Here is a 26,148-nt window from a genome sequence, read left to right as displayed (position 1 = left end):
GTATGAACGCTATAGAAGCACAACTGCGAAAGCAACCCCGGCTCCGCTTTCTGCATGCTGTGGCAACAACGGTTATTCTGATCATTTTTTTCTGGTCAACCTCAGCCATTCAGTTTAATAAACTAACGATCAATGGCCTGGAAATCGCCGGTAATATCGTGAAGGGTATTATTAACCCTGATCTTGATTTGCTGTTTAATTTTACGGATAAAGGGGTCGCTTATTTATTGCTGGAAACGATGGCGATTGCACTGCTGGGAACGATTGTCGGTGGATTGCTGGCCATCCCTCTTGCTTTTTTATCGGCGTCTAATATTGTACCGAAGCCGATTGCGGCGGTAATTCGTTTTATGCTTATCGTCATTCGTACGATCCCTGCAGTTGTCTACGGCTTAATGTTTATTCGAGTTACCGGGCAAGGACCGTTTGCAGGCGTTTTGACGATGTCGCTTACAAGCATAGGCATGCTTTCCAAGCTGTTTGCAGATGTTATTGAAGACTTGGATACGTCGATTCTGGAATCGATGGAGTCGATCGGCTGCACCACGTTTGAGAAAATACGCTTCGGCATTATTCCTCAGCTTACGGCCATGTTTCTATCGATTATGATTTATCGCTATGATATGAATTTGCGCGATGCGGCGATCTTGGGTCTGGTGGCGGCAGGCGGCATAGGCGCGCCGCTCATATTTGCGATGAATTCCTATCGCTGGTCTGAAGCAGGCTCGATATTGATTGGTTTAATTGTATTGATTTTGTTGATTGAGTATATTTCCAGTAAAATAAGAGCAAAGCTCGTGCAAGGCTAAATGTATTGCGCCATATGCAAACTCCTGAAGCTTCAAGCAATTGAAGACAGGAGTTTTTTGTTTATTGTAATTTTGTAAATAATGTGTAGAATTCTAGCTAAGCATACTTTCATGGCGCTATTCGCGTTTAGATAAAGTGACAGAGGTGAACGCTCATTGTTGCGAAATGTAGTTAGGCTGCGTTCGAGGATCGGTATTATATTGGTTTTTTTGCTTTTGTGCATGCTGCTTGTCGTGCTTGTACCCTTGAAAAGCGCACAAGCCGAGGATCATCCATTGGCGCTAATCGATTTCAGCGGCAGTGATGCAGCTGAATTTTACACTTCACTGGATGGCGAATGGTTTTATTTCGAGGAGCAGCTTCTGCAGCCAACAGAGGTATACAGCTTCATTTTGCGTGATTATGCGCGTACGGTACAGCTGCCGAGCTCATTTAAGGAGCAAGGTGGAATTTCCAATACGTATGGAACCTATGCAACTAGAGTTAAAATTCCGAGAGCCTTAGTCGGACGCACCCTTGCTATTCATATTCCGCATCAATACAGCGCTTACAAGCTTTACGCCGACCTGATTGAAATTGCCAGCAACGGCCGTGTCGGGTCAAGTGCTGAAGAGCATGAATCAGAATTGTCGCCCAAGCTTGGCTATTTCGTGCCGCGCACAGATGAGCTGCTGCTCACTATTCAAATTTCAAACTTTGAGCATCAACGAGGCGGCTTTGAGCATTCGATTTTTATAGGCGAGGCTTCGGAAGTGGCTCAAAAATTTAATACGAGCATCATTTGGATGCTGTTTGTTGTTGGTTGTATTTTCATTATGGGGATGTTTATGATTTTGTTTGCCTGGTTCCGCCGCCAGGAGAAGCTGTTTCTTATATTTGGCTTGTTCTGCATATGCTTTGCCATTCGCGCCTTTTTTGCAGATCCGTTTTTTTATTCGCTTACGCTGCTGCAGGTTTCTTATCTTTGGGGGACGAGGCTGGAATATTTATTTACTCATGCCACGGTATTGCTATTAGTTTTTCTCGTCTATGAATGGTACAAGCAGCAATTTTCCAAGCAAGTGCTGAAGCTTATTACCTTTTCCATTACTGCCGCGATAGTAACTACGCTTATAACAAAGCCAATTGTTTTTCAGCGAATGGCTGAATATTTATTTTGTTTTGCGGTTCTTGGATTCGTGTACTTGGTCTATGTCATTTATCGCGGCTATCGGGAGCAGCATATTCGCAACTTTGCCAACATTGTCGGATTGACTTTGGTCAGCATCGGCTTGTTTAACGATTTCATGCTGGCGCACGGCTGGATTAAATCTGTCTCATTGTCCTTGCTTGCAGTAGGCTTGTATGTCGTGATCCAGGTGTTTATGATGAGCAAAAGCTATGCTGACAAGGTTTTGGAAACAGAGCAGCTGAATCAGTCTCTTACGACGCTTAATGCAACATTGGATGATCAGGTTAACCGGCGTACAAAGGAGCTTAGATCAGCTAATGAGCAGCTGGAGCATTTAGCTTCAAAGGACGCCCTGACGGGCATTTACAATCGGCATCGCTTCAATGCTTTTATGCAGAAAGCGTTCCAGCAGGCAAAGGAAAACTGTACGCCACTGTCTCTGATTATGCTTGATCTTGATGAATTTAAGAAATATAACGATAACTATGGACATATTCAAGGCGATGCTCTGCTTAAGCAGGTTGTAAAGCTTATTGGCGAGCAGCTTCCTGAGAACAGTCTGTTTGCACGGTTTGGCGGGGAGGAGTTTGTTGTTGTGCTGCCTGCTTGTCCACTTGCTGAAGCTTATCAGCTGGCAGAGCAGATGCGGAGCGCGGTGGAGTTTGCGAGGCTGCCGCATGCGAAGCGCGAGCTCGGCTATGCGACGATAAGCATCGGCGTCGCTGCATTGGAGCATAAGTCTCTTTACCGTAGTGAAATAGAGTTGATGGATGCCGCTGATCAGCAGCTGTACCGCTCCAAGCGCGAGGGGCGCAACAGAACTTCGGTAGCGCGGCTCAAACAGGAGCAGCCGTCACTGCTATAGCAATGACGGCTGCCTTAGTTTTTATTATTGTGAGCGTCTGCGAGACGAGCTGCGGCCGCCGGAGCGCCCAGCCTGGGAACGCGGTTTAGAGCCCGAACGAGATTTTGCTTGGCTGCCGGAAGATTTTCTGGCGCCTTTTTCTTTTTTTCCTTGCGCAAATTCAAGATCTGCTTGTGTAATTTCCCACGGATTATCCTTTTTAGCTTTTGTTTTAGCGCGGCCTTCATGCTGCTTGCTTGGCGGCGAGCCGATTGCGTCCTGTCTGGAGCGCTGACGAGAACCGCGATTTTCCTTGCCTGCACGCTCCTTGCGACCGCTTGCAGGCTCCTGCTGCTCAATAGCTCGGCGCGCAATGGTCATCTTAATACCGCGCTCAATGAGATCAAGCTTGCTCATATCCTTAGCGGTAACGAGTGTAATCGCATAGCCGGAATGTCCTGCTCTGCCCGTTCGGCCGATGCGGTGAATATAGCTTTCTGCGTCGAGCGGAATATCATAGTTGTACACATGAGAGACGCCTTCCACATCAAGCCCGCGTGCAGCGACATCAGTCGCCACCAATATTTGCAGCTTCAGCTCGCGAAATTTGCGCATGACCTGCTCACGCTTTGCCTGCGTCAAGTCGCCATGCAGCTCGTCCGCATTAAAGCCAGCCTCCTGCAGAGCCTCTGTAAGCTTTGAGGCACGCAGCTTTGTGCGGCAGAAGATGACAGCAAGAAACGGATTCTGGCTTCGCAGCAGCTCGATCAATGCAGCTTGCTTGCCGCGGTCAGTTGTTTCCACGACGCGCTGCTTAATATTTTTCAATGTTACCTGTTCGGTCTGGATGTCAATTTGCTGCGGCTTGTTCATATACTGCGCTGCAAGCTGGCGAATGGCATCAGGCATCGTAGCCGAAAAAAGCATCGTTTGCCGTGCTTTTGGTGTTTGCACAATGATGGATTCCACCTCTGGCAAAAATCCCATGTGCAGCATTTGATCGGCTTCATCAAGCACAAGGCTGGAAATTTTTCCGATGTTGATGCTTTCGCGACGCAAATGATCCAGCAAGCGGCCAGGCGTTGCGACAACGATATGAGGCGATTTCTGCAGCTTTTTAATTTGAGCGGTAACATCTTGTCCGCCGTAGCAGGCAAGCACCGTCGCTTGCATAGCGCCAGCAAGCTTTTTTACCTCACTCGTAATTTGAATCGCCAGCTCGCGAGTTGGCGTCAAAATTAAAGCCTGCACCTGATCCTTTTGCGGATTCAGCTTCATTAATATAGGCAATGTGAAGGCGAGTGTTTTGCCTGTACCCGTTTGCGCTTTGGCAATAACATCAGCTCCGCGCAGCAGCTCGGGAATAGCGGCCTTTTGCACAGGAGTCGGTTCTGTAATGCCATTCATTTTAAGCTCAGCTGCGAGCTGCTCTGCGATTCCCAATTCAATAAATGTGTTTTTCATAAAAAGTAGTCCTCATTTCTAAGCTATTGCTATATTTAAGATTATGCCAATCATCGCGTTCATCATACAGCTCATTTAGTATACCAGTTGTAACCAACAAGTGCATCAATTGCTTTCATGTGGTATGCTAAAGTATCTGTGCTTTTTACAATTAAGGGGGTGTAGGATATCGCTTTTGGTATCTCGCGAGCTGAATTGAATGCTTGGAAAGCTGCTATAGAGCAAGGTCATATCGCCTTTTTAACTCATTATTGGCATGACGAGCGCTTCCCAAACTGCCGAACTGTTACGAAGGTTGGCTGCAGCGATGTCGACAAGCTGAGCGCCTGGTGCAAGCAGCATCATTTAAATCCCGCCTATATTCACCATAGAGACCGTTATCCACATTTTGATTTACTAGGTCCTTACCAATATGAGCTTTTGCAGCAGCTCGGTCTTCATGATCATATTGAACGCTTTGGACTGCATAGGCAGCGTTCTTAATCGATTGAACGGATAACATGAAGAAAGTGAGGTGTAGCTGATGCTATACCGTTGGTGGCAGATCGTTCTGGTAGCTGTAATGTGTTGCGCGCTCGGTATCAATTATACCTACTATACATGGCTGGATTATGAAATACTCGGCATAAGCAAAGGCAGATTATCAACGAGTCTGCAGGTATGGGGCTATATTCTGCTTGCGCTTGGCCTGCTAATGTTCGCCACGCTTGCAGCTCGCAAAAAGATTAATGTCAAAATGATCGACAAGCAGCTTGAAATCTTTATTACCCTCATATTTGTGCTACAGCTGCCGATTATTAGCCTTTGGTTTATGGCGATGTTCATGCAAGGGATAGAAGCTTTACCGGGGGGACTGCTGCATCTTCTTCTGCTTGGCCTTGCCGCATACAGTTTTTTGTCCAATCATCATATGTCGGACAAGCAGCATTCATATCCCAATGATACGGGACAAAGCTCCTGACTTGACACTGTCACGCATGCTTTATATAATCAATAATAACTGTAAAAAGTGAATGTGATGAAAAGGAATAGTATGATCGTAATCAAGCTGCAGAGAGCCGACGGACGGTGAAAGTCGGTGCTTGAACGAGCGGAACTCGCCTTGGAGCAGTGTATGTAAAGCAATTGCGAAATACACCGTATGTCTGCGATAAAGACGTAAAGTGAGCAGCTCATAGAGCATATGGCTGCTAACTAGGGTGGTACCACGTGAGCAATCTCCTCTCGTCCCTAGCGTTAATCCGCTAGGATGAGAGGTTTTTTTGTATCTATTGAGCTGACATGAAAAGTTTTTAGGAGGAATCGTGATGAGTCAAGAGCAATCTCGAGACGGCTATAATCCGTTAAAGATTGAACCGAAATGGCAAAAGTTTTGGGAGGAAAACAAAACGTTCAAAACTGGCGAGGATAAAAACAAGCCGAAGTTTTACGCGCTTGATATGTTTCCTTACCCGTCTGGCGCAGGACTGCATGTCGGTCATCCAGAGGGCTATACAGCAACTGATATTGTTGCTCGTTACAAAAGAATGCAAGGCTACAATGTTTTGCATCCAATGGGCTGGGACGCGTTCGGCTTGCCTGCCGAGCAGCATGCGCTTAACACAGGCCAGCATCCGCGAGATATTACATTCGTCAATATTGACAATTTCCGACGCCAAATCAAATCGCTTGGCTTCTCTTATGATTGGGATCGAGAAATTAGTACGACTGATCCAGACTATTACAAATGGACACAGTGGATCTTTATTCAGCTTTATAAAAAAGGGCTTGCATACGTAGACGAGGTGCCTGTTAACTGGTGTCCGGCTTTGGGAACGGTGCTTGCCAATGAAGAGGTTATCGACGGCTTGAGCGAGCGCGGCGGCCATCCGGTTATCCGTAAGCCAATGCGTCAATGGGTGCTGAAAATTACCGAGTACGCTGAGCGCTTGCTGGAGGACCTGGAGGAGCTTGACTGGTCTGAAAGCATTAAGGATATGCAGCGCAACTGGATTGGCAAATCAACAGGCGCTGAGGTTACCTTCAATATTGACGGGCATGATGCATCGCTCGTTGTATTTACAACTCGTCCTGACACGCTGTTCGGTTCTACGTATTGCGTGCTTGCTCCCGAGCATGCGCTAGTTGCACAAATTACAACTGAAGCGCAAAAAGCAGCGGTTGAGGCTTATCAGGAAGCTGCTTCCCGCAAAAGCGACCTTGAGCGCACCGATCTTGCGAAAGAAAAAACAGGCGTATTTACAGGGGCATATGCAATTAATCCGGTAAATGGCGCCAAGCTGCCAATCTGGATTGCTGATTATGTGCTAGCTGGCTACGGTACAGGGGCAATTATGGCAGTTCCAGGCCACGACACTCGCGACTACGAATTTGCCAAGCAATTCGATTTGCCGATTATAGAGGTTGTTTCGGGCGGAAATGTTGAGGAAGAAGCCTATACTGGCGACGGTGCCCACATTAACTCTGATTTCCTGAACGGCTTAAACAATGCCGATGCGATCGCAGCGATGATCAAGCATCTTGAAGAAACTGGAGCAGGCAAAGCAAAGGTTACGTACCGCCTGCGCGACTGGCTGTTCTCTCGTCAGCGCTATTGGGGCGAGCCGATTCCGATTTTGCATTTGGAAGACGGCACGATGAAAACTGTTCCAGAGGATCAATTGCCGCTGCTGCTTCCAGATGTCGACGCTATTACACCTTCTGGCACAGGTGAGTCTCCGCTTGCCAATGTTGAGGAGTGGGTCAACACAATTGATCCGGAAACAGGCATGAAGGCGCGTCGTGAAACGAATACGATGCCGCAATGGGCAGGAAGCTGCTGGTACTATTTGCGTTATATCGATCCGAAAAATACGGAGCAGATTTGCTCGCCAGAGAAGCAAGCCGAATGGCTGCCAGTTGACCTTTATATTGGCGGTGCGGAGCATGCCGTGCTTCACTTGCTCTATGCACGTTTCTGGCACAAGGTGCTATATGATCTTGGTGTTGTTCATACGAAGGAGCCATTCCAAAAGCTTGTCAATCAGGGAATGATTCTAGGCACCAACAACGAGAAAATGTCCAAATCTCGCGGCAATGTCATTAATCCGGATGATATCGTCAATGAGTTTGGCGCAGATACGCTGCGTATGTATGAAATGTTTATGGGACCGCTTGAAGCGACTAAGCCATGGAGCACGAACGGCGTAGAAGGCTCTTACCGCTTCCTAAGCCGTGTATGGCGTCTGTTTATTTCAGAAAACGGCGAGCTTAACAGCCGTATTACCGATACAGAGCAGGCGAGCGACGCATTTATGCGCACATGGCACCGTTCCGTCAAAAAAATTACCGATGATCTTGAAAATCTTCGCTTCAACACTGCAATAAGCCAAATGATGATATTTGTCAATGAGGCATATAAAGCAGAAGCGCTGCCTCGCAAAGCGATGGAGGATTTCGTTAAAATGCTTTCTCCAATTGCTCCGCATATTGCAGAGGAGCTATGGGAAGCGCTTGGTCATCAGGGTACAATTTCTTATGAGCCATGGCCGACATTCGACGAGGCTTGGACAGTTGACCAGGAAGTCGAAATCGTTGTTCAAGTCAATGGCAAAATTGTTGAGCGTCTTTCAATCGCTGCTGATTTGGATGAAGCGGCAATGGAAGCAAAAGCGAAGGAAAGCGCCAAAGTTGCCGAGCTTATTGCTGGCAAAACAGTCCGCAAAGTTATTGCTGTCAAAGGCAAGCTGGTTAACATCGTAGCCAACTAGCCGCAAGCAGCCAAAGCGCAGTCAGGACAAGGGAGAGGACAGCGAATGCAGCTGGCAATCAGCTATTGCTCGCTAACCTCTTCCTTGTTAAAGGTTGCCTGCACCTTTTCCAAATCCTCATAGTATTTATTATGGGTAGTACGAATCAGATTGTTGAAAATGCCTACAGTATCCCTTTGCAGCATTGCAAGCGCCTGTGCAGTAATTCCGCCCGGCACTGCAACTCTTTGCTGCACATCCTCCGTTGTCATGCCGCCTTCAGTTAGCAGCAGCCCCGTACCGAGCAGCATATTGCCGGCAATCATCATCGCTTCATCGCGGGCAATGCCTGTTTCCTCGACTGCCGCTTCAATAAATTGCTGCAGTAAAAAGGCGAAAAAAGCAGGTCCACAGCTCGATATGTCGGACACGATTCTCGTAAAGCTTTCCTCAATTCGAATCGGCTCGCTAATATAAGCCAGCAGCTTTTCCAGCTCTGTCTGATGAGCTTTAGTAATTTGCTTGCCATAAATGCAAAGCGTAGCTCCGCTCCACATTTTGTTCGTAATGCTCGGAATGACCTTGGCAATTTGACAGTCGAGCTCTTGCTCCAACTGGCGAAGCAAAACGGGACTCGTAATCGAAACAACGAGCTTATCTTTCGTCAGATATGATTTAATTTCTGCAACGACTTGAGCAAATTCATGTGGCTTAATACATAGAAAAATGATATCAGAATGCTGCGCAACGGCAACATTCGTTTCTTCTGCCTGCAGACCAGGAAATTTCAACGCAAGCTTCTCAACCTTGGCGAACGTTCGATTGCTAACATATATTTGATTTGGCTCAGCTGCCTCGGCTACTATGAATGCTTCAATTAATAGGCTCCCCATACTTCCTGCTCCGATAAATCCAATTTTCATCATGATCCCTCCTATTATGAAAGTGTGAAAGCACTATTCAAAACCTATCCTATTCCGCAATGCTTGTATCTTATGTCAAAGAGATTAAAAGAAAGAAGGGATTGCATGCTCCCAGCAAAAAAGAACAAGGATGCTCCGCAGCTTGTACTGCTTTCTGTACTAGGCGCAGGGCTGTTATGTATCGTTATTGCCTTTGCTATACGACTTGCCGCAACCAATGAGGTGGAACAAATACCAGTTGAGCAGCTGCTGCAGCAGTATTGGCAAGAGCAGCAGCGGGAGCAATTAACAGAAAGCGGACAAGACAAGCTGCCTCTACAAGCTGCTGGCAGTGAAAATGTACATTCAGTCAATACTGTAGAACCAGTCAATACTGTGGAACCAGCGAGCCCTATTGTGCAGGGCGAGGAAACATCAGCATCAACCTTAGAGCAGGACAATGCGGCAGATTCGGATAAAATTGATATCAATAGCGCTTCCATCGAGCAGCTGCAGCAGCTAAAAGGCATCGGCCCGTCAAAAGCAAAAGCAATAGTTGAGGATCGTGAGCAAAAAGGAAGGTTCAAGAGAATTGAAGATATTAAGCGGGTAAAAGGAATTGGAGAAAAACTTTATGCAGGAATACAAGAAAGTATTGTAGCAAGTCCATAGTTCGTTCATAATGGTAATGTATCCGTATTAATTGGATTATTTACCACTAACTATTTTTCCGATGTATCATATACAAGGAAGAACAAAAAGTTTTGAGGAGGATTCTTATGTCAGAAGAAAGAAAGCTTTCGCTTGAAACCTTATCGATCCATGGTGGTCAAACGATCGATCCTACAACGATGTCTCGTGCTGTTCCGATTTATCAAACTACATCCTATGGCTTCAAGGATACAGATCATGCAGCTAATTTGTTTGGTCTGGCTGAATTTGGCAACATTTATACACGCATCATGAATCCTACATCCGACGTTTTTGAAAATCGCGTAGCTCAGCTTGAAGGCGGGGTTGCTGCATTGGCTGTCTCCTCTGGACAAGCTGCGATTACGTATTCCATCTTAAATATTGCGGGCGCAGGTGATGAAATTGTATCTGCTACAAGCTTGTACGGCGGTACATACAACCTGTTTGCTCATACACTGAAAAAGCTGGGCATTACGGTTCGCTTTGCTGATCCATCGGATCCTGAAAACTTCCGTGCTCAAATTAATGAAAAGACGAAAGCAGTATTCGCTGAGACGATTGGCAATCCAAAGGGAGATGTCATTGATCTGGAAGCAGTAGCGGCTATTGCTCATGAAAATGGTATCCCGTTCATTGTGGACAATACGTTCCCTAGCCCGTATTTGTGCCGTCCAATTGAGCATGGCGCGGACATTGTTGTCCATTCAGCAACTAAATTTATCGGTGGTCACGGAACGTCTATTGGCGGCGTCATTGTCGACAGCGGAAAATTCGATTGGGCTGCCAGCAACAAGTTCCCTGGCTTGACAGAGCCGGATCCAAGCTACCACGGCTTAGTTTATACACAGGCACTAGGCCCGATTGCTTATATCATTAAAGCGCGCGTGCAATTGCTGCGCGATATGGGTGCTGCATTGTCGCCGTTCAACTCCTTCTTGCTGCTGCAAGGCTTGGAAACATTGCATTTGCGTATGGAGCGCCATAGTGAAAATGCACTTAAGGTCGCTCAATATCTCGAAGCGCATGATGCAGTGGAGTGGGTGAATTATCCTGGTCTGCCTAGCCATCCATCTTATGAGCTGGCACAAAAATATTTGCCGAAAGGTCAAGGAGCAATTATGACATTCGGCATTAAAGGCGGCGTGGAAGCGGGCAAAAAGCTGATCAATGCGGTGAAGCTGTTCTCGCATCTTGCCAATGTTGGCGATTCCAAATCACTCATTATTCATCCTGCGAGTACGACGCATCAGCAGCTTGGAGAAGAGGAGCAGGCGGCAACTGGCGTAGCGCCTGGCATGGTTCGTTTGTCAGTCGGCACAGAAGGCATTGATGATATTATTGCCGATTTGGAGCAGGCGATTGCAGCGAGTCAGCAATAGTTCGTAAAACGGGGCAGCTTGTTTTGCATTCCTCTTTCTGCAACCTTATAATATAGCTAACAACTTGGTTTGATATGCTAGGGCAAGGAAGGGAAGGTTCATATGCAAAGCAGTGCAAGGGAGCATGCGCGCAAAGATTGGGATACGTATTTTATGGATATCGCTTATATGGTTTCAACACGCTCGAGATGTCATCGCAGACATGTCGGAGCAGTGCTTGTGCAAGGCAAGAAGCTGCTTGGTACAGCTTATAATGGTGCTCCAATGGGAGTTGAAGATTGCGAAGAGGCAGGCTGCATGATTTCCGAGGAGTATGAGCTTGTTACCAATGAGCAGGGCGAGCAGCAAATTGTGAAGAAGCAGCGCTGCATTCGTACGATTCACGCAGAGCAAAATTTACTGCTGTTCACAGATCGGATTGACCGTGAAGGCTCGGTGGTATATGTAACCGATCAGCCATGCTGGACATGCGCCAATATGCTTGCTAATAGCGGGATAAGTGAAATCGTATTTCATCGGCCTTATTCTAAGGATGATCAGAAGGTAAGGCATTTGATGGAGCAAGTTGGAATAATTTTTCGTTCATTGGATATGTACGAGCCTCCAGCGCATGCGGCTATGGAAATAAAACAATAACATATTGCAATAAGGGAGAACCTGGACCATTGGTCTGGGTTCTTTTTATTTTGCCTGGCGCTGAGCAAGCAAAGCTGCGCTGAGCAGAAGATAGAACAGGAGGGAAGCATACTGTGGCTAAAAGACCGCTTCTATACGCTGTCCTTGCATTTTTGCTTGGTCACATAAGCATCATTTTTCAGGATATCGCCTTATGGCTTTTATTAACCTTCGCGCTAATCATCGTTCTCATTATAGCAGGCCTCAGACAGGCATGCTCGCGCAAGCTTGCTTGTCTGCTGCTCGTATTATTTATGCTCGGATCAGTGCAGCGCTATACGGTGGATTATTACAATACAACTGCTTTGCCGCTGCAGCTTGATCAGGCTGATGCTGAGGCTTCTGGCATCATTACAAGCGAGGTGGAGATTGACGGCAATATGGTTCGCTTCACGTTTCAAGCTAAGGAGCTTTTCTTTCCCCGGCAGGATTTGCCGATTCATGAAAGCGAGACATTTGCTGTGCAGTTAACCTTGCAGGAGCAATCAGAGCTCGAACAGGCTTCAACATGGCGGCGTGGATTGAATATAGCGCTGCAGGGCACGATCACAATCCCGGCAGAAGCGAATAATAAAGGCATGTTTGATTATCGTCAATATTTGCAGCGCAAGGGCATTCACTGGCTATGGAAAAGCAAGGGGAGCAGCAGCCTGCAAATTATGGATAGCAACTGGCATTACAGCAGTCTGCTGCACCAAATTGACCTGCTGAGAAAGCGGATGGCAGCGCCGCTGGATCAGCTATATAATGAGGTTGAGAGCGGGTATTTGAAGGGATTGATTTTAGGAATTCGCGAGGATTTGGATCCTGAGCAGTTTCGCAGCTTTTCAACCTTGGGGTTAACCCATATATTAGCGATTTCAGGCCTTCATGTAGCGGTATTTATGTATATTGTGACAACCGTATTGAAATGGATGCGCTGCAGCAAGGAGCAGATTATTAGTCTGCTGATGCTTGCGATTCCATGCTATGTTGCAATAACAGGCGCGTCGCCCTCTGTACTTAGAGCAGGAATGATGGCGATGCTGGGCTTGCTGGCAGCAAGAGCAGGCAGGCTAAAGGACGGTCTGCATATTATTGCGATTGTTGCAGCCTTGCTTGTACTGTGGAAGCCTTACTTGCTGCATGATGTAAGCTTTCAGCTATCGTTCGTCGTAACATTAGGCTTGATTGTAGGCGTGCCTGCCGTACAGCGTCTTTTGCCGCAAACCACCCGCTGGAAATGGCTAATTGATCTTTTTTCTGTAACGGTTGTTGCACAGATCATTTCCTTTCCGCTCTCCATATACTATTTTAATCAGTTTCATTTATTGTCGCTGGCGGCTAATTTTTTCCTCGTGCCATTCATTAGCATGATCGTCATGCCGCTTTCCAGTATTTCCTTGCTTATCGGCCATATATCGCTTGCTGCTGCGAAACCAATTTCCAGCATTGTCCATTGGTGCAATGAGCTTACTTTTGTTATCGTAGAGATGTTAAGCAAAGTAAATCAGCTGTACACGATTTGGGCAACTCCGTCTATTTATTGGATATTGCTTTGGTATGGCATTTGGTTTTACTTGTTTACGCGCTGGCGGCGTATTGACCGCAAGCCAGAATTGTCCAATTCGTCAGATCGCTCTGTTACTGAACCGATTGATGGCTATGACGAGCTGTCCATTATTTATCCGCAGCAGCAAAAAAGCTGGCTGCAGGCTAATAAGCCGACATGGATTTGCTTGCTGCTTGCGGGACTGCTGCTTGTTTACGGCTATGCTCCGCAAATGCTGGATCGCAATGCAACGATAAGCTTTCTTGATGTTGGTCAGGGTGATGCAAGCTTAATCCGCACGCCAACTGGCAAAATGCTGCTGATTGACGGTGGCGGCACGATCCAGTTTGGCCAGCAGGAGGAATGGAAACAGCGCAGGGACCCGTTTGAGGTTGGCAAAAAGGTGTTGCTGCCGCTTCTTATGAAGCGAGGAGTCCATCAGCTTGATGCAGTCATTATTTCGCATCTGGATAGCGATCATATTGGCGGCTTAATTGAAATTATAAAAATGATACCAGTAAAAGAGATATGGTGGAACGGAAGCTATAAGCAATCAAGCGAGGCAGAGCAGCTTTTTCAGCTTATTATGGAAAAAGGGATTGTTTTGCGCACACCAATTATAGGTGAGCAGATTAATATTGACCGTTATACGACAGTTGATGTGCTGTGGCCGCTGCAGCAGCTTCCATCCGCTATTTACGAGGCAGAGAAGCAAAATGAACAAAGTCTCGTATTTATGCTAACCGTATATAAGACAACGCTGCTGTATACAGGTGATGTAGGCAGCAGTACGGAAGAATCGATCATTAATGAGCATCGCATGAGGGTGGAAGAGGCTCGAGCCACGCCGTTGCCTCCGATTGATATTATGAAGGCGGCACATCACGGCAGTCGTTATTCCACAGATTATAGCTGGCTGTCTTTCGTACAGCCTCGGACAACAGTTATTTCCGCGGGACGCAATAATGTTTACGGTCATCCGCACCCTGATGTTTTAGGTAGATTGTCGCAGTACCAAAGTCTTGTATGGCGTACCGATTTGCAGGGCGAGGTGCAATTTATTGTTGATCCAAAAGGTTCCTATTATGTGAAGTGGAACTAAACGGTGACGAATGTTGCATTATTTGATATGCTTTTAATGGTAGATTCTGAAGGTTTGCTGAAAAAGCATAAAATTATTTAAAATAGTGATAACATTGAAACATGAACTGCAACCTTTGCGCTGAGCAAAACGTCTGTAAGGTTGCATGAGAGGGGGAGCTTTCACGTGGTAGAGCCTTCGCTAATTAAAGCGGCTCAATCGGGTGATCGAGAAGCATTAGTCACTCTTTTGCGGGAGATTGAAAACCATGTGTATCGAACCGCTTACTATATATTAAACAATGAGCAGGATGCGCTAGATGCTTCGCAGGAGGCATTGATTCGTATTTATACAAAGATAGATACTTATGAAGAAAAAGCTCAGTTTAAGACATGGGTACAGCGTATCGTTACCAATATTTGCATTGACAAGTTTAGGCGCAACAAGCCAACAATTTCAATTGAAGAGCATGAGCTTGTCTTTCAGGAAAAAAGCAATGTAGAGCATGACGTGCTTGCTGCATTTGCTATGGATGATATTAAACAAGCAATTGAGCAGCTTCCTGAGCATCATCGAACTGTAGTTATTTTACGGTATTTGCAGGACTTTTCTTATAATGAGATCGCAGCATCGCTGGATCTTCCGCTAAATACTGTGAAATCCTATCTGTTTCGTGCGAGACAACAGCTACAGCAATTACTGCAAGATTATCAGAAAGGTGGTGTTAGAGGATGATTTGCACAGAAGTAGGTGAACTAATGCAGCGACAATTAGACTACGATCTGAACGAGCAAGAGCTTACTACACTGATGAAACATCTTAGCGAATGCAAAGCTTGCAAGGATTTATTCGAACGGCTGACGCTGCTTTCTGGTAGCTTAGAGCAGTTGCCTCGGGTAACCCCTTCGATAAGTATTGTAGATTCCATAATGCCAGAGCTGGATGCGATAGATCGTCAGCGAGCCAAGCAGGATCATGCCAAATCGGTCCATTGGAAGCGCTGGATGACAGCAGCGGCAAGCATTGCAGCGGCAGCTGCCGTTATATTTACAATGTCCAGCCTTGCGGGCGACAATAAAGCCAATGATACCTCAACTGAGCTGGCTTTATCTGATACGAGAATTTCTGACAAGGATTATAATGTGATGTCGACTTCAGGCGCGCACAAAAACTTTGTTAACAAAAGTATGGAGGATTCCATTGGCGATCCTGAAAGCGGATATCACATCGAGCCGCTTTCATCTCCTATTGAAAGCATAATCGAAAACATGCAAAAGAATAGCCAGTCCACTTCTTCAGGCTCTTATGAATCGACGTATACGCCTTCTCCAACGTTTCAGGCTAACGAGGGCGGTGGTCTAACTATCGAATCATTACCAAGTGAAGTGACCGGTCCGGGCAAGGATACTGCTTCTCAGGCGACTGAAGCACCCGTGTCTCCGTCTGACAACAGAGAAACTACAATCATTGATCAGAGCGGAAGCTATCAACCTGACACAGCTGATGAAGAGCTTGAGTCGTCCTCTCCATCATTCGGCATAGCGAGTGAAGGCACTTTAAACGATAAGCATTTTTCTCCTGATGGAAAAGTCTATATTGCCTTTGAGGGGCATACAATAGTTTTATATGAGACAAGTTCCGAGCAAAAGCTGCAAACCTGGGAGCTGGAAGCAAGCGGTACGGCCAGCTTTATTGAATGGGATGCCGAAGGCAAATCATTCAAGTATGGCGTAACAAATGACGCTGGACAATTTTCCAGCTATACTGTGCGCCTAAATTAATAACATTCTGTCACACATTTCACTACTGCTGCGTATATTACAATATATCAAAGTCTGCGACTGGTTGAAGCCGTCGTAAGACCATTCTATAGCTAGTGCCATGGAACTAGCTAGGAATGTTAATATATAACAAAGGGATGCCGATCAGGTTATCCCTTTGTTTTGCTGCTAAAACATTGCAGTAATGCCAGGACAGTGGTACACTTTTGACGATTGGGGGTGTGCGATATAGAGGCAACAGAGGCAATCAAAGCTGTAAAGGCCGGACGCTTTTCGCCGTTATATGTTGTATACGGCAAGGATCGCTACCGTATTGAGCAGTTTGTTGAGCTGCTAAAAAACCGTATGTTTACAGCTGAGGATCAGCATATGGGGATTGTTAAATTTGATACTCAAGAGACATCGCTGGAGGAAATTGTAGTCGAGGCTGATTCCGCACCTTTTTTTGTGGAAAAAAAGCTAATTATCGTAAAGGACAGCTCTATTTTCAGTGCTAGTGTCGGTAAAGACAATGCCAAGCTTGAGCATCGCCCGGAGACGCTATTGAGCTACATAGAGCATCCGCTGGAAAGCACCGTTATGGTGTTTATTGTATACGCAGAAAAGCTGGATGAGCGTAAAAAACTGGTCAAAAGCTTAAAAGATCGCAAGGTGCTTGTTCATTTTCCCGAGCTAGACCATATACAGCTTATTCAATGGCTGCGTAAAAAAGCAGGCGAGCAAGGCCGCGAAATTAGTCCGGATGCTGCAGAGCTGTTAATACGCAGAATTGGCATGTCCATGCAGCAGTTGTCTCAGGAGCTGGACAAGCTGTGTCTGCACGTTGGAGACAAGGGAGAAATTACAGTTGCACTTGTCGATCAGCTCATTGCTGTGACGATTGAAGAAGATGTGTTCGCGTTAGTAGATGCGATCGTAAATATTAAGTTAAATGAAGCGCTAGCCATTTATAAGGAGTTATTGGTCCGCAAGGAAGAGCCGATTAAGCTTATCGCTTTAATCGTGCGGCAAATTCGCATGATGCTGCAAATTAAGGAGCTTGAGGAGTCGCAATACAGCCCCAAGCAAATAGCTGGCATGATTGGCGCCCATCCATATGCCGTCAAGCTGGCGGCAGAAAAGGCAACGAGCTACCCAAAGAAACGGCTGGCAGAGCTGTTAAGCTCGCTTGCTGATCTCGATTACAGTATGAAAAGCGGTCGAGTCGAGAAGGCACTTGGACTTGAGCTGTTCATTTTATCGCTTGGCAGCAGCTATACCCTGTCCTTTCACAGGAAGATGTCATAGAACCCAAAAATAATTAAATATTTCCTGTATGATGCTATAGCCATTAACATTTTGTTAGTGGCTATTTTTTTGTACCTTGTTTAGCAACAGAGCAATTCAGTCCCTGGACTGATTACAGGGTGACAGGACGTGTTAAGATAGTAGTAGAAATAGTTTCCATATATTAAATGAAAGGATAGGAGGGCATTTAGTTTACATGCTGACAAGTATGCTTAAGAAAGACATGCTGCGCAAAAAAAGTATTACCGCAACCTTGTTCATCTTCATTTTTTTAGCTTCTGTGCTCATGGCATCAGGCGCCAAAATGATTGTCGAGCTTACGCAGTCGATTCAGCATTTGTTTACTGAGGCGAAAGCGCCCCATGCTGTACAAATGCACGCAGGCGCATTGAACGAAGCAGAAATTGAACAATGGGCAAGGGACAATGAGCTGGTGGAGCATCTTCAAATTGTAGAAATGCTTAATGTGGACGGCTCACAGTTATTTCTTCAGGAGGAGTCAGAAAAGGCAAGCGTCATGGACATCAGCTTTGTTACGCAAAGCGAGCAGTTTGATTATTTGTTGAATTTGCAAAGTGAATTGGTGCAAGTAGGTGAGGGCTCTATCGCTGTACCCGTCTATTACAAGTCTCAATACGGGCTGGAGATAGGAGATCAGGTCAAATTCGATACCGGCCGCTACTCTGCCACATACACCATTTCAGACTTTGTAAGAGACGCTCAAATGAATCCTGCACTGGTGCATTCGAAGCGCTTTGTCATTTCCGAGCAGGACTTTGAAAAGCTGACGCGTGTCATTCAGGAGCGGGAGTACCTGATTGAGTTCAGGCTTCATGATTTTTCAATGCTAAAAGCATTTACAACGCAATTCCAAAATTCGGCTTTACCGCAGCAAGGGCCATTTGTCGACTATTCGCTGTTCCAGCTATTAAATGGCTTGGGTGACGGAATAATCGCAGCAGTGATTATACTCATCAGCATCATTCTTAACCTAATCGCAATACTGTGCATTCGCTTTACGATGCTGGCGACGATGGAGGAAGATTACCGGGAAATTGGCGTAATGAAAGCAATCGGCATGACGCCGAGCATGATTAAACGGCTGTATATGAGCAAATATGTTGCGCTAGCGCTAACAGCAGCAATTGCAGGTTATGCTGCAAGCTTCGCCGTCTATCGCTTGTTTACGCAAAATATTGCGCTTTATATGGGGACTGCTCCACAAACTGCGCTGCATGCGCTAGTACCACTCGTCGCGATTGCTTTAATTTTTGGCATGATTGTGCTGTTCAGCTATATGGTGCTGCGCAGATTTGATCGCATATCTGCTGTTGAAGCGATACGCTCCGGCAGCACAGGCGAAGCGGGCAGATCGAAGCTGAAGATGTCGATCCATAAAAACAAATCATTGTCTGTGCCGCTGCTGCTTGCTGTGCAAGACGGCTGGCAAAGAATGAAGTTGTTCCGACTGCTGTTTTTTGTTTTTGCGATTAGCGCATTTATTGTGATCGTGCCAGTCAATTTCTATAATACGATGAATTCGCCAAGCTTTATTTCTTACATGGGGATTGGAAACAGCGATATTCGCATTGACCTTCGCCATACTAGCGATATTAAAGAGCGCTATGCGCAGCTTTTGCAAACGGTAGAGCAGGATGCAGCCGTGCAATCGCACGCCGCGCTTGTTACGAGCCAATTTAAAATCGCCAACGATGAAGGCAGCTATGACAATTTAAGCGTTGAAACTGGAGATCTTGATGTTTTTCCGCTTGAGTATATGGAAGGAAGAGCTCCGCAAACAATGCAGGAAATTGCGCTTTCCTATACGAATAGCAGCGAGCTTGGAAAGTCAATCGGCGATTCAGTCGTGCTGCAGGTTGAGGGTCAGGATCAAAGCTTTACCATAAGCGGCATTTATCAGGATATTACCAATGGCGGACGAACAGCCAAAGCGCGCTTTGCAGCGAATGAAGACAATATTTTATGGTATGTCGTAAGCCTTGATGTAAGGGATCATAGTCAGCTTGATTCTATTATGAAGCAATATGAGGAGCAGTTTGCGCCGGCGAAGGTGACGAATCTGGAAGGCTATCTGGAGCAAACGCTTGGCAATACGGTTGAGCGCTTGCAGCTGCTAGTTGTCGTAGGCATTGTCATTGCCGTCTTTTTATCGCTGCTGATAACTGCTTTATTTATGAAAATGCTCATTGCCAAGGATACTTCAGAGATTGCCATTTTACGCAGCATCGGCTTCTCGCTATCCAATGTGCGCGTCAAATATTTGAGCCTGATGCTGATGATTTTGCTGCTCGCAGTTGTTATTGGCACGATTTGCTCCAACACGTTTGGCGAGGCGCTAGTCGGCATGGTGATGGCTTCCTTTGGCGCATCTAATATTCGCTTTGTCATTGACCCGATGCAGGCATATGTATGGAGTCCGCTGCTGCTGTTTGCTGTTGTCAGCCTGACCGCTTTAGGCAGCCTTGCTTCGATTCGCAAAACGAGTATTTCTCGCTCGATAGCCGAGTAAACATGAAAAGTTGTAGCGTATGCTTCCGATGTACTTTTCATGTACGGAGAAGTATAGCTAGGCATTAAACTTGAAAAGTCGTGGGAGGTTTCTGCATGTCAGTTATTTTGGAGGCAAAATCTTTAAGCAAATCAGTTCAAGTCAACGGTCAGCAGCCGCAGCCTATTTTGAAGGATGTTGATTTGCAAATTAAGCAGGGTGAATTTGTAACGGTTATGGGGCCGTCTGGTTCTGGCAAGTCGACGCTGCTCTACAATATTAGTGGAATGGACCGAGCGACAGGCGGAGAGGTGCAATTTCAGGGCAAGAAGCTGACCGCATTGTCGGAGAAGGAGCTTTCCAAGCTGCGCTTATCCAGTATGGGCTTTATTTTTCAGCATATTCATTTGCTCAAAAGCTTGAATATTTTGGACAATATTGTGCTGTCCGGCTTTATGGCCAAAAAAATGCCGCGCGAGCAGGTTAAAAAGCGCGCAGCAGAGCTTATGGAGCGTGTCGGTATTTCGTCGTTAATTGATCATGACATTACTCAAGCTTCCGGTGGACAGCTGCAGCGAGTGGCGATTTGTCGAGCTTTAATTAATAGCCCGGATATATTGTTTGGCGATGAGCCTACTGGGGCGCTTAATTCCAAATCGTCAAATGATATTTTGGATATTTTGCATGAAATCAATGAATCGGGCACGACGATTATGGTTGTTACCCACGACAGCAAAGTAGCCGCCAAATCTGAACGTGTGCTGTTTATGGTTGATGGCAGCATTGTAGCTGAAAAGCATCTTGGCAAATATAAGCGCGGCAGCGATCAATTGTCGCAGCGTGAGCAGGAGCTGCATACCTGGCTAACTGCGCAAGGCTTCTAAGCTTGTAGCTTTAGTTTTACGAGCGCGGCATACATTTTTTTTCATCACTCTCGACCGACGGTCGGTCGAGAGTGATGAAGTTGAAAAGATAATGAGAAAGGAGAATCAGGATGTTTGCAGGAAAACCACCCGAGGATCGACGACTAGAAATTTTGCAGGCAGCAGAACAGTTGTTTATTACGCAAGGCTACGGCAAAACAACGGTAGAGCATATTTTGCAGTCGGTTGGTATTGCCAAAGGGACATTGTACTATCACTACCAATCGAAGGCAGACATTCTTGAAGCTATCGTACTGATGTATGTAAATAAAGGAGTAGAAGCGGCAGAGAATATTTTAGCCATTCCGTCACTGAATGCACATGAAAAGCTGAAGCTTATTTTAAGCGCGCAAAGCTTTGAAACTGACAACAAAAAAGAAGTGATCCAGCAAATTCATCGGGTTGAAAATGCCGAGCTGCATATGAAATCGTTGACGGAAACGATTAAACGGATAGCGCCGATTATCGCCAAAGTTATCGAGCAGGGAGTGGAGGAAGGCATTTACCAGCTTGACAACGATGCGCAGGAGGTTGTTGAGTTTTTGCTGGTCGCTTCTCAGTTTCTGTTGGATACAGCGATATTTGACTGGACAGCTGAACAGCTATTAAAGCGTGCGCAAACCTTTCAATCGATCACTGAAACGGTGCTTCATGCAGAGAAAGGAAGCTTTCATTATATTACCGTCATGTATGAAAGGCTAGTGGAGCATTTTGAATTGAAATAGCATGAAAGGTGAGGATGAGTATGGCAGAAAAAAAATCTTTCGCAAAGTTTTTAATCGTATGGGCGGGACAATTTATCTCAATGATCGGCATCGGTTTGACGGCATTTTCGCTAGGCGTTTACGCATTCGAAACAACGAATACGGCGACAGCCGTTGCACTTATTACGCTATTCACCTTTGTTCCGAATATTTTGCTGCGCCCTATTGGCGGCGTGCTCGCTGATCGCTATGATCGCCGCCTGATGATGATTATTGGCGATTTAGGAGCTGCGCTTGGCTTGCTGTTTATACTGCTGATGATATTGTCCAATCGGATTGAGCTGTGGCATATCTATGTCGGTGTGACGATCAGCTCGATTTTTTCCTCCCTGCAAGCGCCGGCTTATCGCGCTTCGGCAACGGATTTGCTGGATGAGAAAGATTTTTCTAAAGGAAGCGGGCTCGTCCAGCTTGCCGAATCTGCAAAGTTTTTATTTTCCCCGATTATAGCTGGCATATTGCTGTCGATTACTACGATCGATATTATTTTAATAATTAATATGCTGACCTATGTGGTGGCAGTCATTGCTGTATTTGTTATTCGCAATAAGCTGAAAGCGGCGAATGACGAGGGAGCGAGGCAGCCGTGGTACAACGAAATTGTAGAAGGCTGGAATACGATTAAAAATAATCGCGGTGTACTGCTGCTCATTATTATCGTCTCGCTTGCAACCTTCTATCTCGGCTTCCTGGAAACCTTGATTGGCCCAATGATTCTATCCTTTGCCAATGCGAAAACGTTAGGCATGTTCCAGTCAATCAGCGCAATCGGCATGCTTGTTTCTTCCCTGCTGATCGGCATGTTTACATTGATGAAGCGTTACTCTTCCATGCTTGTTATCGGTCTTGTAATGGCCGGGCTTGCTTTTGCACTGCTGGGCACGTCAACGAATATTTATTTGCTGATTGCTGCAGGCTTTCTGTTTTTAGGCTCGCTGCCATTCGTCAATACTAGCGCAGACGTTCTTGTAAGGCGCAATATTCCGAACGAGAAGCAAGGTCGAGTATGGGGGATCATTGGGATACTTTCACAGATCGGGTTTATTATCGCATACAGTACAGCTGGTGTACTGGCTGATAAGGTGTTTAATCCATGGCTTGTCGAAGGCGGAGCTCTGGCTCATTCGGTTGGCTCCTTGATTGGGGTAGGGCCAGGCAGAGGCATCGCATTTTTATTTATCATTGCAGGACTGCTAGTAGTAGTCGTTGCGCTAATTACTTCTCGTATTCAATCGATTAAGTCGCTTGATGATAAAACAGTTGGTTCATCTTCCTGAAAAGTGATGCGAGTTTCCGTAAAGTGATATTTCTTTAATTGAATAATTACAAATTTTCTTGATATCTGCCATGGTTACTCATAAGAGTGGATAGTATAATCCAAAAGGAATTGCTGAATTTCGCTATCTTTCATAATGAAGGTAGTCGAGTCAGCAATTCATACCAGCATGATTGAAAGCGCTTGCGAAAATAAAAGAAAGGGGAACCGAAATGGCAGTTAGAAAAGTATTGTTTTTATTGCTATGCAGCATGTTGATCATTTTCGCGGCGGCATGCAGCAGCGGAAGCAACGGAACCGGAGCTGATAACGTCACGGATGTAGAAGGAGGAGGTAATGAAGCAGGAAACACCAATTTAGGCGAGGATGAACTCGAACAGACTAATCCAAACGCGACACCAGAGATGGATTTTGATTTAGGCGGCAGGGTAATTACATGGGTAAGCAGCTATGACGAAACGATCAAGGATGATACTCCTGATGGTGCCAAAAGATTGGCGAATTTGGAGGCGTTGAAGGAGGAGCACAATTTTGAACTGGAATTTGTTACAATCGATCTTGGTGAGTATCAGGAAAAAGTGACGGCATCGCTTATGGCTGGTCAGCCAGTCGGTGATATTATTCGCTTGTCTCGGGGACAGATGATCCCATCGCTGACCAAGCTGGATTTGTTTTGGCCTGTTGACGAATATGTAGCTAATACAAATGTGTTTCTTCAACAAGATACCTTTGAATACTCCTATTACGAGGGAAGAGGATACGGGTTCAAATCAGGGATAAATTCTTCGGCTCGGGGTGTTATCTACAACCGCACTCTCATGAATCAGCTAGGGATGAAACCATTGCAGGAATATGTAGACGAGGATAACTGGAACTGGGAAACCTTTTTACAGGTTGCCAAAGAAGCGAATTGGGATACCAATAATGATGGAAAGCTGGACACATGGGGTCTTGCATCTGCTCCATTCAATTTCATTTTGGCTTCCAATACCGGTGCCAATTTTGTAATTGACGGCCAGTCTGGGCTCGAGGATCCCAAAACATTAGAAGTTCTGGAATTTATGTCAAGGCTTGCGACAGAGCAAGTAGTGAGGCCGACAGAAGGCGGAGATTGGACGGAGCCTAAGCAATTCTTTACGCAAGGAAATACGCTTATGTTCTTTGGAGCAGATTATGACATGGATTCATTGAATATTGACATGGCTGATTATGATCTCGGTTTCCTCCCGACTCCTAAAGGCCCGAGCGCGACGATGTATCATGGCTTCGTAACCTCGCCGAGCTATCTGACAATTCCGAAGACCGTAGAAGATCCAGATAAAATTTTGTATCTGTATGAGAAGATTTTCGATATTGAGTCCGTATATGAATATCCGCATCAGGCAGGGTTTGAAAAACGCTTTGCAACGGAAGAGGATGTCAACAATGCAAGAGAAACAGTCAAAAACGTTAGATTTCTTGAGATTATCGACGGATACCCGAACATGCCTTATTATGAAATAGTGGAAGAGATTAATGAAGGAGTTTCTGTTTCTACTGTTATAGAGAAATATAAAGCCCAAATGGATAGTTCGATAGCCGAGCTTTGGGCGGATTAGTTGGACGCAACGAAGCAGCCAGTTCCCATCTGTAATGATAATGGGACTGGCTGCTTTTTTATTTTTTAAAAGCAAAAAACCTCAACCATAAGGTGAGGTTCAATTCATCAGCTATTAAGCTTGAGCGCTAAGTGCGTTAAGTTTTTTAGCAAGACGAGATTTTTTGCGGGCAGCCGCATTTTTATGAATTAGGCCCTTAGTTACAGCCTTGTCCAACTTTTTCGAAGCAGTGATCAAAGCAACTTTAGCTGCTTCAACATCAGCGTTTGCAATCGCTTGGTCAGCAGTTTTAACAGCAGTACGAAGAGCGGAACGTTGAGAAGCGTTCAACGCACGACGTTTCTCGTTTGTTTTCACACGTTTAATCGCGGATTTAATGTTTGGCATGAAATTCACCTCCTAAACTAGTCAAAGCGTTTCTTTTTCCAGAAACCTTATCAACACAACTTAAAATATATTATCATGCGACTTGGCAAAATGCAAGAGCAGAGCGGGCTAATATCATAATTTCAAGGTGCATGAATTGCAAGTTTTGAGCGAACACTATGCATGCTATGGGTTGACAGCCTGTGCTTTCGAGCTTGTTCGAAAGCAATGATGCTACAAAACGTTTTAGGAGGAACAGCAGATGAGTGAGCTTGATTTATCATTATACCAGGTAAGAACAGATCTTGCCCTGGAAGCAGTGGAAATGGCGACAGAGCTTGGTTCAACGCCGATCGAAGGTGTAGCGAAGGATGTAATCGAGGATCAAGGAATAACGATTACACGCCTGCATGTACAAAATGCTCTAGGCTCGCAAGCGATCGGCAAAATGATCGGCCACTATATTACGATCGAGGTACCGGAGCTGCGCAATGGCGACACCAATTTGCAGGATCGAGTTGCTACACATATGGCAAAAGAATTTGAACAGTTTTTAGTTCGTTTAAACATAGCGAAGGATGCAAAAATATTAATTGTTGGACTTGGAAACTGGAATGTAACCCCCGATGCGCTTGGTCCAATTGTTGTAGAAAACGTTATGGTGACACGCCACTTTTTTGAGCTTATGCCAAATGATGTTGCGCCAGGCTATCGTCCAGTAAGTGCAGTTTCACCAGGAGTGCTTGGCATTACTGGCATAGAATCAAGTGAAATTGTAAAAGGGATTGTTGACCAATCGAAGCCTGATTTGGTCATCGCTATCGATGCGCTTGCCTCCAAATCGATTGAACGGGTCAATACGACGATTCAAATAGCCGATACGGGCATCCATCCAGGCTCCGGCATTGGCAACAAGCGTAAAGGCTTAACCTTTGAAAGCTTGGGTATTCCGACTATTGCAATCGGCGTGCCAACAGTCGTGTATGCTTCGACGATTGTCAATAATACGATTGATCTGATGCGCAGTCATTTGGCCAAGCAAAATGGCGACAATGATAAAATTTTCGGCCTGCTTAATCAAATGAATGAGCAGGAGCGCTTAATGTTTGTAAAAGAGGTACTCGAGCCAGTAGGGCATAATTTGCTTGTCACACCGAAGGAAATTGACGAGTTTATTGAAGATATCGGCAATATTATTGCAAGTGGCTTGAACGCTGCTCTGCATGAAGCGATTGATACGAATAATGTAGCGGCCTATACCCACTAAATATCGCTTTGCAAATTTGCTTCGCTATTTAAGCCCAATTATTTTGAGGATGTACTTCAGAAGGTTGGGCTTAAAGGCGATTGTGATCCTCGCTGTCCT

General features: G+C 45.6%; 21 protein-coding genes and 1 other annotated feature. Of the genes, 18 read left to right on the top strand and 3 right to left on the bottom strand.

Annotated elements, in window-relative coordinates; genetic code table 11:
- Positions 1-2 precede the first annotated feature (2 nt).
- Positions 3-809 carry a phosphonate ABC transporter, permease protein PhnE gene (phnE, locus tag KJS52_RS05030; RefSeq protein ID WP_213513585.1) on the top strand — a complete coding sequence of 269 codons (807 nt, stop codon included), beginning with the start codon at positions 3-5 and terminating at the stop codon, positions 807-809.
- A 246-nt stretch (positions 810-1,055) separates the two neighbouring features.
- Positions 1,056-2,846 carry a sensor domain-containing diguanylate cyclase gene (locus KJS52_RS05025; RefSeq protein ID WP_213513584.1) on the top strand — a complete coding sequence of 597 codons (1,791 nt, stop codon included), beginning with the start codon at positions 1,056-1,058 and terminating at the stop codon, positions 2,844-2,846.
- Positions 2,847-2,870: 24 nt separating this feature from the next.
- Here KJS52_RS05025 and KJS52_RS05020 read toward each other — a convergent pair whose 3' ends face one another.
- Positions 2,871-4,289: a DEAD/DEAH box helicase gene (locus KJS52_RS05020; RefSeq protein WP_213513583.1), complete on the bottom strand. Its 1,419-nt coding sequence runs from the start codon at positions 4,287-4,289 to the stop codon at positions 2,871-2,873.
- A gap of 168 nt (positions 4,290-4,457) precedes the next feature.
- Between KJS52_RS05020 and KJS52_RS05015 the strand changes: the two genes are divergently transcribed.
- The 3 genes from KJS52_RS05015 (at position 4,458) to leuS (ending at position 8,038) form a co-directional block, all read left to right on the top strand.
- A complete protein-coding gene (locus tag KJS52_RS05015; RefSeq protein WP_213513825.1) occupies positions 4,458-4,772 on the top strand; it encodes a hypothetical protein in 315 nt (104 codons plus the stop codon).
- A gap of 40 nt (positions 4,773-4,812) precedes the next feature.
- Positions 4,813-5,250 (top strand): hypothetical protein, encoded by a 438-nt coding sequence (locus tag KJS52_RS05010; RefSeq protein ID WP_213513582.1) that lies wholly within the window; start codon positions 4,813-4,815, stop codon positions 5,248-5,250.
- A 48-nt stretch (positions 5,251-5,298) separates the two neighbouring features.
- Positions 5,299-5,524 (top strand) — a binding site (T-box leader).
- Positions 5,525-5,596: 72 nt separating this feature from the next.
- Entirely contained in the window at positions 5,597-8,038 is a 2,442-nt protein-coding gene (gene leuS, locus KJS52_RS05005) for a leucine--tRNA ligase (RefSeq protein WP_213513581.1), read from the top strand.
- Between the two features lie 62 nt (positions 8,039-8,100).
- On the opposite strand, the gene comER is transcribed toward leuS, so the two are convergent.
- Positions 8,101-8,940, bottom strand: coding sequence for a late competence protein ComER (gene comER, locus KJS52_RS05000; protein ID WP_213513580.1), 840 nt, complete (start codon positions 8,938-8,940; stop codon positions 8,101-8,103).
- A 72-nt stretch (positions 8,941-9,012) separates the two neighbouring features.
- Between comER and KJS52_RS04995 the strand changes: the two genes are divergently transcribed.
- The 12 genes from KJS52_RS04995 (at position 9,013) to KJS52_RS04940 (ending at position 24,416) form a co-directional block, all read left to right on the top strand.
- Positions 9,013-9,591, top strand: a complete 579-nt coding sequence (locus KJS52_RS04995; RefSeq protein WP_213513579.1) for a ComEA family DNA-binding protein — start codon at positions 9,013-9,015, stop codon at positions 9,589-9,591.
- 107 nt (positions 9,592-9,698) lie between these two features.
- Positions 9,699-10,991, top strand: a complete 1,293-nt coding sequence (locus KJS52_RS04990) for a homocysteine synthase (RefSeq protein ID WP_213513578.1) — start codon at positions 9,699-9,701, stop codon at positions 10,989-10,991.
- 102 nt (positions 10,992-11,093) lie between these two features.
- Entirely contained in the window at positions 11,094-11,627 is a 534-nt protein-coding gene (locus KJS52_RS04985) for a deoxycytidylate deaminase (RefSeq protein WP_213513577.1), read from the top strand.
- 113 nt (positions 11,628-11,740) lie between these two features.
- Positions 11,741-14,299, top strand: a complete 2,559-nt coding sequence (locus KJS52_RS04980; RefSeq protein ID WP_213513576.1) for a DNA internalization-related competence protein ComEC/Rec2 — start codon at positions 11,741-11,743, stop codon at positions 14,297-14,299.
- 165 nt (positions 14,300-14,464) lie between these two features.
- Positions 14,465-15,013 carry an RNA polymerase sigma factor gene (locus KJS52_RS04975; RefSeq protein WP_213513575.1) on the top strand — a complete coding sequence of 183 codons (549 nt, stop codon included), beginning with the start codon at positions 14,465-14,467 and terminating at the stop codon, positions 15,011-15,013.
- 23 nt (positions 15,014-15,036) lie between these two features.
- Entirely contained in the window at positions 15,037-16,059 is a 1,023-nt protein-coding gene (locus KJS52_RS04970) for a hypothetical protein (RefSeq protein WP_213513574.1), read from the top strand.
- A 219-nt stretch (positions 16,060-16,278) separates the two neighbouring features.
- Positions 16,279-17,346 carry a DNA polymerase III subunit delta gene (holA, locus tag KJS52_RS04965; RefSeq protein ID WP_246563132.1) on the top strand — a complete coding sequence of 356 codons (1,068 nt, stop codon included), beginning with the start codon at positions 16,279-16,281 and terminating at the stop codon, positions 17,344-17,346.
- A gap of 196 nt (positions 17,347-17,542) precedes the next feature.
- Complete coding sequence (locus KJS52_RS04960; protein WP_213513573.1) at positions 17,543-19,876, top strand: ABC transporter permease; 2,334 nt, start codon at positions 17,543-17,545, stop codon at positions 19,874-19,876.
- A gap of 95 nt (positions 19,877-19,971) precedes the next feature.
- Positions 19,972-20,739: an ABC transporter ATP-binding protein gene (locus KJS52_RS04955; protein WP_213513572.1), complete on the top strand. Its 768-nt coding sequence runs from the start codon at positions 19,972-19,974 to the stop codon at positions 20,737-20,739.
- Positions 20,740-20,849: 110 nt separating this feature from the next.
- Positions 20,850-21,503: a TetR/AcrR family transcriptional regulator gene (locus KJS52_RS04950; protein WP_213513571.1), complete on the top strand. Its 654-nt coding sequence runs from the start codon at positions 20,850-20,852 to the stop codon at positions 21,501-21,503.
- Positions 21,504-21,523: 20 nt separating this feature from the next.
- Complete coding sequence (locus tag KJS52_RS04945; protein WP_246563131.1) at positions 21,524-22,819, top strand: MFS transporter; 1,296 nt, start codon at positions 21,524-21,526, stop codon at positions 22,817-22,819.
- A gap of 211 nt (positions 22,820-23,030) precedes the next feature.
- Positions 23,031-24,416: an ABC transporter substrate-binding protein gene (locus KJS52_RS04940; protein ID WP_213513569.1), complete on the top strand. Its 1,386-nt coding sequence runs from the start codon at positions 23,031-23,033 to the stop codon at positions 24,414-24,416.
- 114 nt (positions 24,417-24,530) lie between these two features.
- Here KJS52_RS04940 and rpsT read toward each other — a convergent pair whose 3' ends face one another.
- Entirely contained in the window at positions 24,531-24,803 is a 273-nt protein-coding gene (gene rpsT / locus KJS52_RS04935; protein ID WP_213513568.1) for a 30S ribosomal protein S20, read from the bottom strand.
- Positions 24,804-25,044: 241 nt separating this feature from the next.
- Here rpsT and gpr point away from each other — a divergent pair, with 241 nt between their 5' ends.
- Positions 25,045-26,049, top strand: a complete 1,005-nt coding sequence (gene gpr / locus KJS52_RS04930; protein WP_213513567.1) for a GPR endopeptidase — start codon at positions 25,045-25,047, stop codon at positions 26,047-26,049.
- The last annotated feature ends 99 nt before the right edge of the window (positions 26,050-26,148 follow it).

Source organism: Paenibacillus montaniterrae (assembly GCF_018403185.1).
Taxonomy (GTDB): Bacteria; Bacillota; Bacilli; order Paenibacillales; family Paenibacillaceae; genus Pristimantibacillus; species Pristimantibacillus montaniterrae.
Note: the sequence above shows the minus strand (reverse complement) of the source record. Positions and strands in the feature narration are given on the sequence as shown.